Source organism: Caballeronia sp. LjRoot34 (assembly GCF_964253815.1).
GTDB lineage: Bacteria > Pseudomonadota > Gammaproteobacteria > Burkholderiales > Burkholderiaceae > Caballeronia.
In genome coordinates this window covers 66,743-85,879 of record NZ_CAXUSB020000002.1, presented here as the reverse complement: position 1 = coordinate 85,879, position 19,137 = coordinate 66,743, and the positions used below count along the sequence as shown (strand labels likewise).

Sequence of the window (19,137 nt, the reverse complement as noted above, 5' to 3'; positions counted from 1 at the left end):
TTGCGTCGTCCTTTCAAAGGCCAAGATATTGCTTCACTGCCGGCAGTCCGTCCTTGCCGTCCACCGTCTTTACGCCCGCGAGCCACGCGTCAAGCACTTGGGGATTTTTCTTCAGATAGTCCTTGGCGGCATCGGCGGGACGCACTTTGGCCATGACCGGAATCATCAGTTGGTTCTCCAGTTGCGTGGTGAAACGCAGATTCGAAACCAGCTTGCCTGCGTTCGGGCAGCGGGTCAGGAAGTCGGGGTTGGTCAGCGTATAGACGCGTGCTTCGCCGTAGTTCGGGCCGAATACAGCATCACCGCCGGAGAGGTAATTCATCTTGATCTGGATGTTCATCGGATGCGGTTCCCAGCCAAGGAACACGACCCACTTCTTGTCGCGGACGGCGCGGTCGACCGTGACGAGCATGCCGGCTTCACTCGATTGCACCAGCTTGAAACCGCCCAGGCCGTACTGGTTGGTATCGATCATCTTCTGGATCTGGGCGTTTGCGCTGCTGCCCGGCTCGATGCCGTAGATCTTTCCGTCGAGTTCGTCCTTGTGTTTTGCGATGTCCTGGAAGGTCTTCAGGCCTGCGTCGTATTCATAGCTCGGCACGGCGAGCGTTGCTTTGGCGCCCGACAGGTTTGGCGGGTCGAGCTTGTCGATTTGCTTGGCGTCGAGGAACGGCTGGACGGATTTTTCCTGCACGGGCCACCAGTAGCCTAGTGACACGTCGATTTGTTTTGTCTTCAGGCCGGCGAGTGAGATGGGCACTGAGGCCTGGGTGATCTTCGCGTCATAGCCGAGGCCCTGGAATACGACTGATGCGAGCGCGGTGGTCGAGGTGATGTCGGTCCAGCCGATGTCGACGAATCGAACGGTGTGGCAGCTTGCGTCTTCCTTACTTTGCGCGGATGCGCCGATTGAGGTTAACGCGAGAAACAGACAGGCGAGCAGCTTTTTCGTTGTCGGGATTGATGTCATGGCTTGGCTTCCTGTTCCGGTGATTTTTTGTGTGGGACAGACGCGTTCGGATATGTCCGACCGTGGGTAAAAGTAACGCCGCATAATGGTGGGGAGGCGACCGGTTGCGACCGGGAGTTGACTGTCAGCGACGGAATGGTTTTGTTCGCATTCGATCAAGGTTTTTTCGTTGGCACTTGGTTTCGGGGGCGGGGCGGTTCTGGTTTCTAGGTTGGGTGGACGGGGTTGGTGCCGAGGTGCTAGGTTCTGGGGTTAGTGGTCGGGGTTGATGCCGGGTTGGTGCTTTCGGCCTTAGTGGTCTGCCTGAGTTGGATTTTCTCTTTATCACTATTAGCCACTGTGCGTGGCGGCACGTCATTTCTTTGTCCAAAGCGACAAAGAAACGAAGCAAAGAAAACGCTTTTAAACCACGCTACCCTAAGTGTCCACAGCGTGCAGTTTCTATTCATAGGTGCCCCAAAAGCACGGTGCTCGCCAGAGCGGAGGATGTGTGAAACCCTCCTTCTCGCGAATCCTGACACGAACACGCTTCGCTCCGTACGCTCTCGGGCAAGCACAAGTTGCCAAGGAGCCAGTACGGCCTCACGCGTACTCGTAGACTCGCGCTTGCCAATGAACACGCTTCGCCACCCGTGCTCTCGGGCAAGCACGAATTGACCAGGAACCGGTACGGCCTAACGCGTCTTTGCTTCTACGGTTCTTCGTGGGTTAGCCGCTTGGTCAGTGCGGTTATTTCAGTGCGGTTATTTTCATAGGCTATGGCCTTACGCGTCTTCGCGGCCCCATTTCTTCGCGGGTTGGCTGCGTGCTCCATCATGCGTGCTGATTTGGAGGGGCGCGTCCGCGGATAGCGCGGGGTGTCCCTTGGGCAGGTTCAATCACTGGTGGCGAAGCGTGTGGGTATCGGTGTTCGGAGAAGGAGGGTTTCACACATCCTCCGCTCTGGCGAGCACCGTGCTTTTGGGGCACCTATGAATAGAAACTGCACGCTGTGGACACTTAGGGTAGCGTGGTTTAAAAGCGTTTTCTTTGCTTCGTTTCTTTGTCGCTTTGGACAAAGAAATGACGTGCCGCCACGCACAGTGGCTAACAGTGATAAAGAGAAAATCCAACTCTTGCAGACCGCTAACGCTGAAAGCAGCAACCCGGCATAGACCCCCGACCGCTAACCCCAGAACCGACCAACCCGGCATGGACCCCGACCACTAACCCCTAAACCTTAACCACCCGCCCAAACCCCACACTCAAGTGCGAACGAAAAACCTAGGATTTGGCCCCATTGCGCCCGCAATTTCCGCTTGTTAGCTTGCTAGTCCGATTGCAAAAACATCCCTACCGTGTAAATGCCCGCCACCGAAGACTTCCACTTCCTGCTATTGCCCGAGTTTTCGTCCATCGGCTTCATGTCGGCGATCGAGCCGCTACGCGTCGCCAACCGCTTCCAGGGCGCCCTCTACCGCTGGCACATCCTAAGCCTCGACGGCGGCCCCGTCTGCGCCAGCAACGGCATCTCGCTCAACGCCGAAAGCGCCCTGACCAGCGTCGACTCCGCCACCAACGTCATCGTCGTCGCAGGCTTCAACCCGCTAAGCCAATACACACGCGAAATGGGTGACTGGCTCCGACGGATGGACCGCAAAGGCGCAACGCTAGGTGGTATCGATACAGGAAGCTTCGTGCTGGCCGAAGCAGGCCTCCTCCAGCACGAACGCGTAACGCTCCACTGGGAAGCGGCATCGGCGTTCCAGGAGCGCTATCCATCGCTCACGGTCAGCCAGGAGCTATTCGAAATCGATGCGCGACGCATCACGTGCGCCGGCGGCACAGCCTCCATCGACCTCATGCTCGACCTGATCGGACGCCGCCACGGTGCCGAACTCGCCGCCCAGGTCTCCGAACAATTCGTGCTCGGCCGCATCCGCCAACGCTCGGACCACCAGCGCATGCAGATCGCAGCGCGCTACGGCATCCACAATCGCAAACTGATCCAGGTGATCGGCGTAATGGAACAACACATGGAGGAACCGCTGTCGCCAGATGCACTGGCAGAGGAAATCGGCGTGACGCGACGTCAGCTGGAACGCCTGTTCTGCTCGGCGATGAAAGACACACCTACTCACTTCTATCTCGGACTGCGCCTTGCACGCGCCCGCGAATTACTACAACAAACCGACATGTCCATCACCACGGTCTGCGTGGCATGCGGCTTCGAATCACCCTCGCACTTTTCACGCACCTACCGTACACGTTTCGGCTCAAGCCCGCGCCAGGACCGCAGTTCGCCACGCGCGACGGCACCCGTTGGGGAAACCGTCGCGACCAGCTGAAACCAACTGAAGCGCTTAGAACGAGTGCCGGATACCAATGCGAACATCGCTTTGCGTGCTCGATGTCGACGGCGTAAAGCTATAGCCGATCACCGCGTTCACACCACTCGATGCCTTAAGGTAGTCGCCCGACACATAGACATCGGTACGCTTGGACAAGAGGTAATGCAACCCGAGCGAGCCCATGTTCCACTTGTGACCTTCAAACGCGGTGAACTGATAACCGCCGTACAGGATCAACGAAGGCGTGAAGTTATACGACGCGCCACCTTCGCCCACGTGCATGTGCGACGATTGTCCATAACCCTTGATCGTGGTGTAAGTGTAGTTGCCCAGCAGCATCAAATTGCCGAGCGCATACGACGAGCCAATTCCGAAGGTAGCCTGGCTGTCGACGTTGAACGCGGTACTGCTGAACAAGTCGGTCACGGCGCCTGTCGTCGGACTCACGGTTGCAACGGTCTGGCCGAGGAACGTCTTCGTGCCGATCATCGCGTACGGGTCGAATGCGTAAATCCCGTTCGGATTGTTCAGGCGCGTGTACGCCGTACCGATCGTGAAGTCACCGTGCGCGTAGTGCGCGCCCAAGCTGTATGCGCTCTTCTCGTGGAAGTCACCCGCAACGTCGCCGAACGAATACAAGCCGCCAAAAGTCAGGCCGCTGATATCGGGCGACATGTATTTGATCGAGTTCGGCAAGCGGTCGCCGTTCATGCGGTCTAAGTCACCCTGGTGGATCGCGTAGCCGCTGCCAAACGAGGAGATGTTGTAACCCTCCATGAACTCGTTCGTCAGGTCGAGCTGGTTACCCGCCGAGATCGTGCCCCACTGGTTCTGCAAGCCCACATACGCCTGCCTGCCAAACTCCGCGCCACCAAAAGCATATTGGCCGCTGCCGAGGTGAAAGCCGGACTCGAGTGCGAAGATCGCCTTCATTCCGCCGCCCAGATCCTCCGTGCCCTTGAAACCGATCCGGTTGCCGTACGAGACGCCGTCGTCGAATTTGATGACGTGCGAGCCACCCGTGTTGTTGACGTAGGTAATGCCCGCGTCGAGGATACCGTACAGCGTCACGCTGCTTTGCGCGTGAACCACAGCAGGTGCGGAGACGGCGCCTGCGCTCAGCGCCAGAGCCGCCAGCTTTGCGGCATTTCGCTTCTTCATCGTTGATTCTCCCTGATACCCGTTGCATGTTTCGTTGGACGAAGCAAGAGCCGCGCTGCTCCGGCGATGGGTTGACATCGCGCAACGCTGCCCGCTCGAATTTTTATTGCAGAGACTGGCGAACTACAGTGATCTGACGCATGGGATGCTGGTGCATGCATTGAGCTTTACGCGCATGCACCAGCCTTGCAAAAGTAAGAGGCCATATTTATTGGGGCTCGACCTTTTGCGACGCAAACCTGTCCAGTTGCGACCCACCGTTGTTATTTGGAACCAAGCGCTGTTTGCACTGCCTGCCAGCCATTTCCGCCCGTAACCGTGGTAACGCCGTCAAGCCAACCCTTCACGAGATCCGGGTTGCGCTTGAGCGCAGCTGCGGCAGCGGTATCCACATTGGTCTTGTTTTGAAGGACGTCGGTGATGATGCCGTTCTCCAGGTCAACATTGAATGTCATCTGCTTGAAAAGCCGTCCCACGTTCGGGCATTCACCCACGTAACCGGCCCGCGCGACCGTATTGACCGTCGCGCCGCCGAAGTTCGGACCGAAGTATTTATCGCCGCCATCGAGGTAGGTGAGATGGAACTTCGTGTTCATCAGATGCGGCTCCCAGGCAAGGAACACGATCCACTTCTTGTCGCGCACGGAGCGTTCCACTTGCGTCAGCATGCCGGTCTCACTCGACTCCACCAGCTTCCAGCCATTCAATCCGAAGGCCTTTTCATCGATCATCTTCTTGATGTTCTGATTCGCCGGCGCGCCCGGTTCAATGCCGTAGATCTTGCCGTCGAACTTGTCCGCATTCTTCTGCAAGTCGGCGAACGTATGCACGCCGGCAGCCGCCACATAGTCCGGCACGGCCAGCGTGAACTTCGCGTTGGTCAGGTTCGGGTGCACCACGTCGATCGACTTCTCATCGACGAACTGCTTGACCAGTGGTCCTTGTGCGGGCATCCAGTTACCCAGGAAGGCGTCGACCTGACCTTTCTTCAAGCCCTGATACGTAATCGGCACTGAAAGATTCGAGACGCTCTGCTTATAACCGAGCGCTTTCAGCACGACACCGGCCATGGCGTTCGTGGCGTCGATATCGGTCCAGCCCGGGTCCGCCATCTTCACCTGCAGGCAACTTTGAGGCTCGGCGGCGACTACCGTGCCGATGGATGCGCAGAGTGCCGCAATGCAGAATAGCGCGTGCTTGAAGGGCTTTTTCATGTTGGCTTCCTGTGGGTAGTGGGGTTTTGGTTGTGGTTCAGCAGCTTGGGCTTTAGCGTTTGACGGCGGGGAAACGCGCCATGGCTTCGAGCGTGTCGAGGTCAATGTGATTGCGCATATAACGTTGGCTGGCATCTACCGACGGCTGCCAGTCCCATGATTCGATCCGGCCTTGCGTGGTCGCTTCAAAATGAAACTGCCGGCGCCGCTGGCTTCGCACGACCTCTTCGCGCAGCGCGTCGAGATCCCAGCGCGCGGCGATTTCCTCGCGGAACGAGGAGATCGCCGCCGCGTGTTCGGGCAGCGTGGCAAGGTTGATGCGTTCGAGTGGATCCGCAGTGACGTTGAAGAGCTGGTCAGGATCGGAGGGCGTATGGATGAACTTGAAGTCGCCGCGGCGCAGCATCACGATCGGCGCAATCGCACCTTCGGCCAGGTACTCGCCAATGGCTTCATCGTGTGCCTGCGGCTCGCCACGCAGATGCGGCACGAGACTCCGGCCATCGATCGTATCGGGCCATGCCGGCCGCGGCGCCCCACGGCTAAGTTCCACCAGCGTCGGCAGCAGGTCGAGATGCGAGACGGAGGCGCTCACATGCGCCGCCTCGAATTGTCCCGGCGCGTGCACGATCAGCGGCACGCGGCAGCCACCTTCGAAGAAGGTCATCTTGTACCAAAGGCCACGTTCGCCCAGCATCTCGCCATGATCGGACGTCACGATCACGATAGTGTCGTCGGCCATTCCCGCCTGATCGAGTGCTTCAAGGATCGCGCCGAACTGTGCATCGACGTAAGAAATCGCGCCGTAGTACGCATGGCGCGCATTGCGGATCTGCTGGTCGGTCGGTGGCGTCTTGTCGGTCTCGCACACGTAACGCAGGCGCTTTGAATGCGGGTCGGCGGCGTCCAGCGTGTCGCGGTACGCAGGCATCTGAATGTCTTCGTCGCGGTACATGTCCCAGTATTTCTGCGGAATCGCGTACGGATCGTGCGGGTGAGTAAGCGACGCCACCACGCAAAACGGCCGCTCATCTTTCCCGGCTTGCCGCTCACGCGCGATGTCGAATAACTTCTGGCGCGTGGTGTAAGTCACTTCATCGTCAAAGTCGAGTTGATTCGTGCGGACGCACGGCCCGGCATCGATCACGGAACTCATGTTGTGATACCAGCTCGGGCGCGTCTCGAAGTCGTCCCAGTTCGGCGTCCAGCCGAAATCCGCAGGATAGATATCGGTCGTCAGGCGCTCCTCGAAACCGTGCAATTGGTCCGGGCCGCAAAAATGCATCTTCCCCGAGAGAATCGTGCGGTACCCCTCCGCGCGCAGGTAATGGGCGAACGTTAATGTTTGCGAGGGAAATTCGGCGGCGTTATCGTAGGCGCCTATCGCCGAGGGCAGCTTGCCCGACAAGAACGAAAAACGTGACGGCGCGCAGAGCGGACTCGCGCAATATGCCGAATCGAAGACCACGCCCCGGGCCGCGAGCGCGTCCATGTTCGGCGTCTTCGTTACGTGATGGCCGTACGCGGACAACGCGAACGGCGTCATTTGATCAGCCATCAGAATAAGGATATTTGGTTTGCGTTTAAGCATCGGGGCGAGGCTCGAATAGAATCAGGAAGGTGACGCGGCAAAGGGCGCAGCATGGCCGGTACCGCACGGCGAACGGTCCGTGTCGTGCATCACTATTGCCGTTCGTTGCGCGGCTGTGAAGAGAGCAAAACGTTATGAGCTCATAAGGGGGACTTATGTCGAGACAGGATCGTTTGCCGCCGATGCAGGCGCTGTCGATGTTCGAGTCCGCCGCGCGTCTCGCCAGCTTCACCGCTGCTGCCCGCGAACTGGGCTCCACGCAGCCGGCGGTCAGCCAGCGTGTGGTGCAACTCGAGGAGAACCTCGGCGCGGCGCTGTTCGAGCGCGGGCACCGGGGCGTGACGCTTACCGCGGACGGCGTACGCCTGTTCGAAGCCGTGCGCCAGAGCCTCGACACCATCCGCGTTGCTACCAACGACATTCGGTCGCGCCATGCATCGCCCGCGCAGCGCTCGCTCAATCTCCTCACCGACTTCGGCTTCGCAACGTATTGGCTGATGCCGCGCCTGTCGCAATTCAAGGCGCTGATGCCCGATGTCGATGTCAGGATCACCACTGCGCAAGACGTCATTGCCGCCGATCACGACCATGCGGATATCGTGATCGGTTTTGGTCAGACGGCAACCGACTGGGCCGGACGCGGTACGGTCAAATTGTTTCCCGAGCAGGTCACGCCGGTATGCAGCCCCGCGTTCTTCGCGCGTCATGGCAAGCCCGGCCATCCCTCGGATCTTGTTAGTCTTCCCTTGCTTCATCTCGAACCCACAAACCCGGAGCGCTGGCTGTCGTGGCACGGCTGGTTCGCGGCGCACGGGCTGGCAGCGCCGCCTGCGCATCGTGGCATCACGTTCAATAGTTATGGCTTCGTCGCGCACGCGGCGATCATGGGCCAGGGCGTGGCGCTCGGTTGGGCGCCGCTGGTCGACGAACTCGTCGCGAGCGGTCAACTGATCGAGTTATTCGACACACCGGTCACGACGGAGAGCGGCTATATCTTGAATGCGCCGCGCGCTCAAACCACGACCGTATGCGCGTTTCGCGACTGGCTGCTGGCTGAGTGCGGCGTGACTGCCTGAAGACCCGCCTGACGCTCCGATACCAGCGTCACGGCGTTTAGCTTCTAGCCGCCGCCCCATGCAATTTGTTCTACTGCAACGTATGTGCGCTGCGTTCGCGGCGCTGCCATTCGCATAGTGGAGAACCGCATGGCCGGCAGTAATGTCACTAGTAGCGTCATAGCCCCCCTTTCCCATCAACTCGTGCTGACGGTGGCCTGTCCCAGCGCTGCGGGACAAGTCGCCGCCGTGGTCGGTTTTCTCGATCGGCACCAGTGTTACGTCGATGAACTCACCGTCTTTGACGATGACCTCAGCCAGCACTTCTTCGTACGCTGCGTCTTCCACGGCGTGGATCACGATGAAACGCTGCGGATCGCCGTGTTGCAGCAGGAATTCACGCCTATTGCCGAGCGTTTCTCCATGACGTGGGCGATTCACAACGTAGCCGCGCGGCCGAAAGTGCTCATCATGGTGTCGAAGCTTGAGCACTGTCTCGCGGACCTGTTGTTCCGCTGGCGCATGGGCGAGCTGAAGATGGACATTGTCGGGATCGGGTCGAACCATCGTGATCTGGAACCGCTTGCCGTGCAGCATGGCTTGCCCTTCCATCACCTCGCTGTCACCGCCGATACCAAGCCGCAACAGGAAGCGCGCCTGCTCGATTTATTCGAGTCATCCGGCGCGGAGTTAATGATTCTCGCGCGCTATATGCAGATCCTGTCGGGCGAGACGAGCCGGAAACTGGCCGCGCGCGCGATCAATATCCATCATTCGTTTCTGCCCGGTTTCAAAGGTGCGAAGCCTTATCACCAGGCACATACGCGTGGTGTGAAACTGATCGGCGCAACGGCGCATTTCGTGACCGATGACCTCGACGAAGGTCCGATCATCGAGCAAGTGGTTGAGCGCGTGGACCACTCGTACAAACCGGAGCGTCTGCTGGCGACGGGACGCGATGTGGAATGCATCACGCTTGCGCGTGCGGTGAAGGCGTTCATTGAACGACGCGTGTTTATCAATGGCGATCGGACCGTGGTGCTGTGATTAGCCTTTGAAAGAAGTCTCTGAAACGAAACAACGCCGCTGAAAAGCGGCGTTGTTTCGTTGAAGCTAAAGCTCTGGATGTCTAATTAGTCCAGCTCGACACGCGATCGCCGTGAGCGCTGATCCATGCATCGGCAGCGGCGGCCGGCTTTGCGCCGTTCGTGGTCGCCAGCATCACGCTGTCGATCTCACCCGGTTTCCATTGGAACTTCTTCAGGAAAGCGACCACGGTAGGCGCCTTCTTTTCGAGTTCCGGATTGATGATGTTGTCGACGTGCTCCGATTCACCAAACACCTTCTTCGGATCTTCCAGGAATTTCAGCTTGTACTTCGCGAACATCCAATGCGGTTTCCAGCCTGTCACAATGATCGGCTTCTTCGCGTTTTCCGAACGCGCCAGTTCCGCCGTCATGGCACTGCCCGAGCTCGGCATCAACGTGTAGTCGAGGTTGTAGGCCTTGATCGCCTCGCCCGCTTTCTGCATCACGCCGGCCCCGGCGTCGATACCGACAATTCGCCCGCCGAACTCCGCCTTCTTCGCTTCAAGATCCGTCAGGCTCGTCACGTCCGCATCTTCCGGCACGATCAGGCCGATCTTCGCGTCAGGAAAGTTGGTGCCGAGATCGACGACCTTCGACTTGAAGTTCTCCCAGTAGGCGCCGTGCGTGACCGGCAACCAGGCGCACAGCGTCATATCGAGGTCACCGCGCGCCACACCTTGCCACATCACGCCGGCGGAAACCGGCACGAGTTGCACGGGATAACCCAGCTTCTTCTCGATGATCTGCGCCGCCACGTTCGTCGTCGCCACGCTGTCATCCCAGCCTTCCACGTAACCGATCTTGATGGTCGGTTTCGCATCGGCGGCAATTACACCCGCGCTGGTTGCAGCCAGCGCGGCACTTAAAGTGCTTAAAACAAGCAGTTTCTTGATCAGTCTCATTGTCGTACTCCCCTTTACGTTCCACACCATTGAGGCTTTAGAATCACCGGCCAGAAATGCGCCGACTGGTTGTTTTTCGACACCCAGTTGTCCGGATGCGACCTCGTTTTATCCGGCTGCGTCGCCGGGCCTGATGAATACCCTACTTATCGACGACAAGATCCGTCAGCGGCTTGCTGCAACACAACAGAACCATGCCCTGATCGATCTCGCGCTGGCGAATGCCGCCGTTATGTTTCATCTCGACTTCGCCGGAGAGGAGCTTGACCTTGCAGGTGCCGCACATGCCTTGCGTACACGATGCCGGCAAACGCACGCCCGATTTCTTGGCGGCGTCCAGCACATGCTGCGCGCTGCCGCATTCGATCTCGCGATTGCTCTTGGCAAAACTGACCTTGAACGTGGTCTCTACAGGCACGGGTGCAGGTATGGGCGACAAGTCAAAGCCAACCGCTGCCTCCCGCATCTCGCTGAATGCCCCGGTGGGCTGCAACGCGTCGGCCACGTGCGCCGTCGTCAGTTGCGCGGCGACTTCCGCGATCGTCTCGAAGGAGAAACTTTCCTCGTGATAATGCGTCGCGTCGAAACCGCCTTCTGCAAGCAGATCACGCACCGCTTTCATGTACGGCGCCGGACCGCAGGTAAAGATTTCCCGCTCCATGAAATCCGGCGCGATCAGCTTGAGCAAGGGCAGCGTGAGAAAACCCGTCACGCCGTGCCAGCTTGTACGTGCACCGACTCGTTCGCATACAAACGCCGTGCGGAAATTCGCCTGGTTCGACGCAATCAGATCGAGCTCGCGCGCGAAGATGATGTCGTCGGGGGTGCGTGCGCTGTGCACGAACACGATGTCGCGATCCTCGCCGAGTTCGTGATGCGCGCGGCTCATGGACATCAACGGCGTGACACCCGATCCCGCCGATAAGAACAGGAACTTGCGCGCCGGATGCCGCGCGCAAGTGAATTCGCCGGCTGGCCCCAGCACCCGAACCTTGCCGCCCGGCTGAAGATTGTCGTGCAGCCAGTTCGACACCTTGCCGCCCGGCACGCGCTTCACCGTGATGGAGATGGTATGCGGACGCGTAGGCGGCGACGAGATCGTATAGCAGCGATTAATCGATTCGCCGTCTATCTCCAGCTCCAGCGTGATGAACTGGCCCGGCTCGAAAACGAAGGTCCGTTCGACCGGCGCACGAAAGAAAAAACTCTTTACGTCGTGCGTTTCCTGACGAACGTGGCAGCAGACGAGCGTCTCGTCGGTGTCGCTATCCCAACGGGCGGGAAGCGTGCCCCAGAACTCGGGCTGGGTCACCCGGTTCGGGGCAGGCTCGAACGTCGCCTGATCGCGCATCATCTGTTTCTCCGCTGTAGCTTTGAGTGCGACGTTGTTTGTTCGCTTGAGTATTCGATAAGCTAGCGCTTGAACGACACGACTTTCTCGCCGTGCGTGCTCACGCTCGCTTCATCCGGCGTGTTCGCGTAGTCGTCGAGCCGGCCGATATACCACTCGCAGAATTTCTCCACGAGGCCTTCCGTGAACGGCGAATAGGGACCCGGTTCATACGCGCTGCTCGTCACCCCGAGTTGCGAGAATTCCACCAGCGCGCGGTCCTGATCGTTGGTCGCGCGCCAGACGGCCGTCAGGTTGTCGACGTTGTAGTCAATGCCTTCCTTCGCGTCCTTGTGCACGAGCCATTTGGTGCGCACAAGCGTCTCGCCGGCCGACAGCGGGATCACCGAGAAACTCACAATATGATCGCTCATGAAGTGATGCCACGAATTCGGCTGCGTCCAGAACGAGAGGCCACCGAGATCGGCCTGCTGGAAACCGCCGAGCAATTTCTTCGACGCCACCTTGGCGTCCATGGTCTGGGACTCGCCGCTGCGATCGAGCGGCAAACGTTGCGTGCGAAAACCGCTCACAAGATCAGCGAGCCGGTCGATTTCCTTCGACGGCAAGTTCATCGCCTCCCATTGCTTTGTGCGTTCTTCAACGGTCTTGTCGAAGGCGGCCATCGCTTCTTCATTGTCGGCGGAACGCTGGTAACCGAAGCCATATTCGTAGAGCGAGATGGTCAGTTCCGGATGGTTCGCAACGCAGTGATAACACTCGCGGTTGTTCTCCATCGTGAGCTTCCAGTTACCCTTTTCGATAATGTCGATAGCGGCGGCTATCTTGCAGTCGGCCAGACCATGCGGCAGCAGATACGGTTCCATCGACGCGCGCAATACGGCGAAATCCGCCGGCGGCGTTTCAGCGAGGCAGACAAAGATCAACCCTGCGAGGTTTTCAAGGTGGACCTTCTTGAGGCTGTGCTTGCACTTGTCGAACTGCTCGCCCATGTGCTCGGCGAACATGAGGTCGCCGTTCAGGTTGTAGGTCCAGCTGTGATACGGGCACACGATATTGCCCAGCGAGCCCTTCTCCGAGCTGCACAGGCGCGCACCGCGATGCCGGCAAACGTTATGGAACGCGCGGATCTGCATGTCGTCGTCACGCACGATCAGGATGGAATCGTTGCCGAGTTCCACCGTCATGTAGTCGCCCGCTTCCGGCACGTCCGGTTCGACCGCGACCTGGATCCAGTGCCGCCGGAAGATCGCCTCCATGTCGAGCGCGTGGACTTCCTCGCTCGCGTAGAACGGCGCTTCCAGCGTGTGACCCTTCTTGCGGCGTTCGATCATTGCGCGAACGTCTGCGGAAACTTTCATCGTGTACTCCGTGTTTTGGTGCGCCGCCCGACCTTGAACGTGCGGGAATTTTCGTGTCGCGAATCAATAGTCGACGAGTTGATGCTCGCGCAAATACGCCAGGATCACTTGTGCTTTTTCGACGGAAGTCCCCTCAATTACGACGCTGCCGCCCCGACTTTCCGTGGTCGTGGCCGAGAGCATGCGCGCGTGGCCCGAACGCTTTTCGGCCGCCGCCAGCCGCACGGGTTTTGCCGTCGCGGGCTTGATCGTCCAGGGGATGCGTGCCGATGCGTTGGCGGCACTCACCGGTACCGGTTCGATCGTCCCTTCGCGCAGTTTTGCGTACGCGTATCGCGGCGTGGCGTTGGCCATTGGATGCACCGCGACCAGGGCGGGCAAGCTTGCCTGCACGCGCCGGCGCAACCCTTTCGGCAGGAATTGCCGGACGGTGACTTGAGCCGCTTCAACGTCGGTTTCAATATCGATATCCACCGCCGATCCAAGCAGCGCAAAGCCTAATGCATCGGCAAGTTGATACGGCAGCATGCCGCTGTCTTCCGTGCCTTCGGCGCGCGTGCCGGTCAGCACGAGGTCGTAACCCTTCAAGCGTGCGCTCAGCGCAGTCGCGATTTCATCGCCTTCTGCTACGGCCAGCACTTCCACCTTTGCCGCGCCCAACGCGAGATATTCGCGCAATGCGGGATTGGTTGGATCGCCGGCGTGCAACACGTCGAGCGTGGCCTGGTGTTGGATGGCGAGCCGCTTTGCCAGCGTCAGCGCGGCGGCGTCGTTGCGGCTATAGCGCGCCGTCCCGCTCACCGGATGACGACCCACTGATACGAGCACAGCAATTTTGCTTACGCGCTTCGTGGTCGATGCATTACTCACGCTAGTCAATTGAATGCTCCCCGCACGTGCCCGATGAGATTCATGCGAGCGCTCCTTCCAGCTTGGCGGTAGCCGAGGCTTGACCGCCGGACGGTGTGAGTGAGCCCGGGTTGGCACGCGCGTTACGTGCGGCCGCAGCGGCATCGGTCAACGCCGTGATCGTTTCTTGCGCGTCGCCGATAATCGTCAGGTTCGCGCGTTTTGCGATTGGCGCGCTCGCGTCCAGATTCACCGCAATCACATGACGGCAATCCTTGATGCCCTGCAAGTGCTGCACCGCGCCGGAGATACCGAACGCAATGTAGATGCTCGCATCGACCGTCTTGCCGGTTGCGCCGATCTGTTTGTCGCGAGGGAACTTGCCGTCGTCGACGGCTACGCGGCTTGCGCCGATTGCAGCGCCTACCGTACTGGCAAGGCGCTCGAATGCCGGAACATCGGTCACGCCATTACCCGCCGACACGATGAAATCCGCCTCTTCCAGCGCCACTTGCGCGGCATCTATTTCTTCGATGCCCAGGTCTTTGTAGGGACTTGTTTTCTGGTGGTCTTCAACGAGGAACTGCTCTGACGCAACCCGCTCGCCTGCGCCGATGAACGGCAACCTTGCATCAACCGCATTCGGGGCGAGCAGGATCACGTCGGGGAGAGAACCCACGGCAAACGCCTTGCGCGCCTGGGTGTAAACCGCCACGTGCACGGCGTCGATTTCGACCACGTGTGTCGCCACCGATGCCTTCGCTTGCGCCGCGTATCGGCGACCAAGATCGCCGTCACCGGTGGCATTGTCGGGGAGGAAAACATGCGCGGGTGAATACGCCGCGACACATGCGGCGAGCGCATTCAGTGCGGCATCGGGCGCGAATGCGCGACGATCAAATGCCGGCATCTCGATCACCTTGTCCGCGCCGAGCGCAGCCGCGTCGTCCTTCAGTTCGCCCAGGACGAGCAAGACGACTTGCGTTGTCGAGTCCGCAAGTAAAGCGGCTGCCGCAAGCGTCTGACGCGCGTGGTCGTCAAGCGAACCACGGTCGCTGTGCGCGGCCACGAGTAACGAACGTTGCGCTGTGGCAGTCGTACGACGCGGCTTCGCCTGCTCACGATGCCCACCTGGCGCAGTAGCATTACCGCCTTCCGCCACGCCGACAAACCCCAGCGTAATGCGTTTGACCCCTTCTGCCGTGATGGAAAATGGCCGGCGCGGATCGATTCGTTTGATGGTATCCATTGCTTACTCCAGCGCCGCTGCAACGAGTTCAGCCACGTCCAGCACTTCCGGCCGACTACCTACCACACCTTCCAGCATCGCCGTGCAGTTCGGACAACCGACCGCAACGATCTCCGCGTTGACCGAGCGGGCGTCGTTGATACGGATGTCGGGAATACGCTGCTTGCCGGGGATGTCGGTTAGCGGCGCGCCGCCACCGCCGCCGCAGCATCGTCCACGCATGCCATTGCGTTCCATCTCGACGACCTTGATGCCGATCGATTTGAGCAACTTGCGCGGCGCTTCCGTCTCACCGTTGTATCGGCCGAGATAACACGGGTCGTGATACGTGACCGTCTTGCCCGCCGCCAGCGCGCTTTCAGCGGCCGGCGTGAGCTTGCCACTAGCGACCAGCTCCGCGATCAACGAAGTGTGATGCTGCACCTCATACAAGCCGCCCAGCGCGCGATACTCGTTGCGCAAGCTATGCATCACGTGCGGATCGGCAGTAACGATCTTCCTGAACGAATACTTCGACAGGGTCTCGATGAGTTGCGTCGCCAGTTGCTGGAACGTGGCTTCATCGCCCAGACGGCGCGCCGTATCGCCGGTATCCGTTTCCACGCCGCCCAGCACCGCGTAGTCGACGCCCGCCTTGTTCAGCACCTTGACCAGCGCGCGCAGGGAGCGCTGATAGCGCATGTCGAACGCACCTTCGCCTGCGATGAGCAGCACATCGACCGGACGTCCCGGCTGCGCGACCTGCACTTGCAAATCCACGGCCCAGTCGTAACGCGCGCCGATATCAAAGCCGTTCGCGCTGCCCGTCTCGCGCAAGTTCGCCAGCGTTTCCGCACCCTTGCCCGGCACAATGCCTTCGACCAGCGTCTGGTTGCGACGCATATCCACGATAGCGTCCACGTGCTCGATCAGCATCGGGCACTCTTGAACGCACGCACGGCACGTGGTGCAGGACCAGATCGTATCCGCTTCGATCATCGTGGAAATCAGCGGCTTCGACGGTGCGCCTGAATGCTTGCCGAGCGGAATGCCGGGCGTCGGGCTGCCTGCATACGCGGCGTCCGTACCGCCGACCATGCCGGTCACCAGATCCTGGATCAGCTTCTTCGGGTTCAGCGGCTGACCCGCTGCGAACGCCGGACATGCGGCTTCGCACTTGCCGCATTGCACGCAGGCGTCGAAGCTCAACAATTGATTCCAGCGAAACTCCACCGGCTTGCCAACGCCATATTCCTTTGCATCGAGCACCGGCATCTTGAGCGCGGTCGGCGGCACGACGTCATGCTCGTGGCTGCGCCCCGTGAAACGCTCTTGCCGGGGATGAAACGCGAGATGCAGCAAACCTGCGAGCGCGTGTTTCATCGGACCGCCGCGAGCCGCGCCGAAGGTCATCGTGAAGGCACCCGCAGCAATCAATAACGCGACGATGATTGCCAATGCGCCGGACATTGCTGCAGCGGGCAACACGATAAACAGCACAAGCCCAAGCGCGAATGAACCGAGCAGCAGCGGCAGGCTGTCCCACGGCCCACGCGACAAACGCGCCGGCACTGCCTTCGCTCCATGTCGGCGACGCCACACGAACACCGCACCGACCAGCATCACGAGCGCTGCCAGGAAAATCAGCTTGTCGAGCCACGGCGAATAGATGGCCAGCCCGTAGTTGAGGAATACGAGCGCCATGGCTGCGATTGCGCCGCCGGCTGTTGCCACGTGCGTCTTCGCAATATACGGATCGCGTGCGACCACATGATGCAGATCGACGAAATAGCGCTTCGGGATCGACAGCAAATTGCCCCAGCCGTATGCACCCGCTGCCGTCGCGCGGCCCTCACGCCAATACGCCGCACGCTTGAACAGTGCAAATGCCAGACCCGCCACCGACAACCACAACAACGCGGTAATGACAAACACCGGGCTCATTATCAGAAGTCCTTGACGAGGCGCAGCGCGTCGTAGATCGCGCCGTGAATGTTGTGCATGGAGATGCAGTCGCCTACGCGGAACAGCAGGAAGCGGCCGTTGCCCAGTTCTTCACTCAAGGAAGGTTGCGGCTCGGATGCGAACAGCTTGTGCACATCGATCTGACCGCGATTCAACGACTCCGGCTTGAGCTTCCAGTAGAGCTCGTCGTTCGGCAAGATGCCGTTCTCGATCACGACCTGATCGACCGCGCGCTCTTCCTGCTCTTCCGTGTACTCGTTGCGAATCACGGCGATTTTCTTGCCGTCTTCCTCATACACTTTGTCGAGCCAGTAGTTCGGCGTGGAGATAACGCCTTGCGCATACAGGCGTCGATAGAAAATCGGGAAGGTGGTGCCGCCCACATCGTCCGAGACCTTGACGTCCGGAGTCACGATCTCGACGTTGGAGCCGCGGCTCGCCATGAAATCCGCCACGCCCGCGCCTGCCTGCATGCTCACGCCGTCATAGACCAGTACGTTTTTGCCCGGCTCGACCTTGCCTGAGAGGATGTCCCACGAACTAACAGCCAGACCTTGCTCGACGCCCCATGCCGGCACTTGCTGCGTGAACGACGAACCGCCTGTCGCCAGCACGACGATGTCCGGCTTCTCCGCCATGATCATCTTCTCGTCGGCGGCAACGCCCAGCCGGCGATCCACACCAAGGCGCTTCGTTTCCATGTCGAACCAGCGCACGATGCCCGCCATCTGCTCGCGCTGCGGCGCCTTGGCCGCGAGCATGATCTGGCCACCCACATAATCGTTCTTCTCGAACAATACGACGTCATGCCCCCGCGATTTCGCCACGCGCGCGGCTTCGAGTCCCGCAGGACCCGCACCAACGATAACGACCTTCCGCTTCGGTCCACGCGATTTTTCGATCACGTGCGGCATGGTCTCTTCACGTGATGTGGCCGCGTTCTGCACGCACAGCACATCAAGACCGTTGTACTGCCGGTCAATACAATAATTCGCGCCCACGCACTGCTTGATCTCGTCTTCGCGGCCATCGCGGATCTTGATGACCATGTGCGGATCGGCGATCTGAGCCCGCGTCATGCCGACCAGATCGATCATGCCGCTTTCCAGCAAGCGCTCGGCTTGCCCTGCGTCGCGAATGCTTTGCGCATGCATCACGGGCAGCTTCACCACCGACTTGATGCCCGCCGCGAGATGCACGAACGGCTCGGGCGGTAGCGCCATCGGCGGCATGCAGTTCGCGAGCGTGTTGTGCGTGTCAGCACCAGAACCAATCACGCCGATGTAGTCGATCAGACCGGACTCGGACATCGACTGCGCGATCTCCTTCAACTGCGTGTGATCGAGGCCGTCTTCGTGGAATTCGTCGCCGCACATGCGCAGGCCGACGCAGAAATCCGGACCTACCGCTTCACGCACGGCCTTGAGCACTTCGTTACCAAAACGAAGACGGTTTTCGAGCGAACCGCCCCATTCATCGGTACGAAAATTCGTGCGAGGACTCCAGAACTGGTCGATCAAATGCTGGTGCGCCGCCGAGATTTCGACGCCATCCATGCCCGCATCTTTTACGCGCTTGGCGGCCGCCGCGAAGTCGGAAATGATGCGCTTGATCTCCTCCACTTCAATGATCTTCGCGTTGCCGCGATGCACCGGTTCACGCACGCCGGACGGCGACATCAGATGCGGCCAGTGCTCGCCGTGATAAGCCGTGCGACGGCCCATGTGAGTCGCCTGGATCATGATCTTCGCGCCGTGCTTGTGCATGGCTTCGGCCAGGCGCGAGAGCGGATCAATAATCTTGTCGGTCGCAAGATTCACCGACTTCCACCATCCTTGCGGACTATCGATAGACACCGGGCTCGATCCGCCGCATACGGCCAATCCTACGCCGCCCTTGGCCTTTTCCTCGTAATAACGGATATACCGATCACCGGGCAAACCGCCCGGTTCCGCGTAGACCTCAGCGTGCGCGGTGCTGACAATGCGATTGCGCAAGGTCAGCTTGTTCAGCGTGAGAGGCTTGAAAAGGTTGGGGTAACGCATCGCGGTCGACCTCGGATTTATCTATGC

General features: G+C 59.9%; 14 protein-coding genes. 3 read left to right on the top strand and 11 right to left on the bottom strand.

Annotated features, from left to right (window positions below):
* Positions 1–13: 13 nt before the first annotated feature.
* A complete protein-coding gene (locus tag ACSQ36_RS19855; protein ID WP_213769263.1) occupies positions 14–970 on the bottom strand; it encodes a choline ABC transporter substrate-binding protein in 957 nt (318 codons plus the stop codon).
* A 1,343-nt stretch (positions 971–2,313) separates the two neighbouring features.
* Between ACSQ36_RS19855 and ACSQ36_RS19850 the strand changes: the two genes are divergently transcribed.
* Entirely contained in the window at positions 2,314–3,297 is a 984-nt protein-coding gene (locus tag ACSQ36_RS19850) for a GlxA family transcriptional regulator (RefSeq protein WP_436183280.1), read from the top strand.
* Positions 3,298–3,312: 15 nt separating this feature from the next.
* Here the strand turns inward: ACSQ36_RS19850 and ACSQ36_RS19845 are convergent, their stop codons facing one another.
* The 3 genes from ACSQ36_RS19845 to betC form a co-directional block, all read right to left on the bottom strand.
* On the bottom strand, positions 3,313–4,461 hold the full coding sequence (locus ACSQ36_RS19845) for a porin (protein WP_436183279.1): 1,149 nt from the start codon (positions 4,459–4,461) through the stop codon (positions 3,313–3,315).
* Between the two features lie 263 nt (positions 4,462–4,724).
* A complete protein-coding gene (locus ACSQ36_RS19840) occupies positions 4,725–5,675 on the bottom strand; it encodes a choline ABC transporter substrate-binding protein (protein ID WP_213769117.1) in 951 nt (316 codons plus the stop codon).
* Between the two features lie 52 nt (positions 5,676–5,727).
* Positions 5,728–7,266 carry a choline-sulfatase gene (gene betC, locus ACSQ36_RS19835; protein WP_436183278.1) on the bottom strand — a complete coding sequence of 513 codons (1,539 nt, stop codon included), beginning with the start codon at positions 7,264–7,266 and terminating at the stop codon, positions 5,728–5,730.
* A gap of 155 nt (positions 7,267–7,421) precedes the next feature.
* Here betC and ACSQ36_RS19830 point away from each other — a divergent pair, with 155 nt between their 5' ends.
* Both ACSQ36_RS19830 and purU read left to right on the top strand, forming a co-directional pair.
* Positions 7,422–8,342, top strand: coding sequence for a choline sulfate utilization transcriptional regulator (locus ACSQ36_RS19830; RefSeq protein WP_213769119.1), 921 nt, complete (start codon positions 7,422–7,424; stop codon positions 8,340–8,342).
* 129 nt (positions 8,343–8,471) lie between these two features.
* Complete coding sequence (gene purU, locus ACSQ36_RS19825) at positions 8,472–9,368, top strand: formyltetrahydrofolate deformylase (RefSeq protein WP_436183277.1); 897 nt, start codon at positions 8,472–8,474, stop codon at positions 9,366–9,368.
* Positions 9,369–9,450: 82 nt separating this feature from the next.
* On the opposite strand, the gene ACSQ36_RS19820 is transcribed toward purU, so the two are convergent.
* The 7 genes from ACSQ36_RS19820 to ACSQ36_RS19790 all read right to left on the bottom strand — a co-directional run bounded on the left by ACSQ36_RS19820 (position 9,451) and on the right by ACSQ36_RS19790 (position 19,110).
* A complete protein-coding gene (locus ACSQ36_RS19820; RefSeq protein ID WP_213769121.1) occupies positions 9,451–10,311 on the bottom strand; it encodes a glycine betaine ABC transporter substrate-binding protein in 861 nt (286 codons plus the stop codon).
* 142 nt (positions 10,312–10,453) lie between these two features.
* The gene (locus ACSQ36_RS19815) at positions 10,454–11,665 is read right to left on the bottom strand and encodes an FAD-binding oxidoreductase (RefSeq protein WP_436183276.1); all 1,212 of its coding nucleotides are present in this window, start codon (positions 11,663–11,665) and stop codon (positions 10,454–10,456) included.
* Between the two features lie 59 nt (positions 11,666–11,724).
* Positions 11,725–13,023, bottom strand: a complete 1,299-nt coding sequence (locus ACSQ36_RS19810; protein ID WP_436183275.1) for an aromatic ring-hydroxylating oxygenase subunit alpha — start codon at positions 13,021–13,023, stop codon at positions 11,725–11,727.
* Between the two features lie 63 nt (positions 13,024–13,086).
* Positions 13,087–13,893 (bottom strand): electron transfer flavoprotein subunit beta/FixA family protein, encoded by an 807-nt coding sequence (locus tag ACSQ36_RS19805; protein ID WP_346730670.1) that lies wholly within the window; start codon positions 13,891–13,893, stop codon positions 13,087–13,089.
* Between the two features lie 40 nt (positions 13,894–13,933).
* Entirely contained in the window at positions 13,934–15,121 is a 1,188-nt protein-coding gene (locus ACSQ36_RS19800) for an electron transfer flavoprotein subunit alpha/FixB family protein (protein ID WP_436183274.1), read from the bottom strand.
* A 3-nt stretch (positions 15,122–15,124) separates the two neighbouring features.
* On the bottom strand, positions 15,125–17,044 hold the full coding sequence (locus ACSQ36_RS19795; RefSeq protein ID WP_436183273.1) for a (Fe-S)-binding protein: 1,920 nt from the start codon (positions 17,042–17,044) through the stop codon (positions 15,125–15,127).
* Between the two features lie 2 nt (positions 17,045–17,046).
* On the bottom strand, positions 17,047–19,110 hold the full coding sequence (locus ACSQ36_RS19790) for an FAD-dependent oxidoreductase (RefSeq protein WP_436183272.1): 2,064 nt from the start codon (positions 19,108–19,110) through the stop codon (positions 17,047–17,049).
* Positions 19,111–19,137 lie beyond the last annotated feature (27 nt).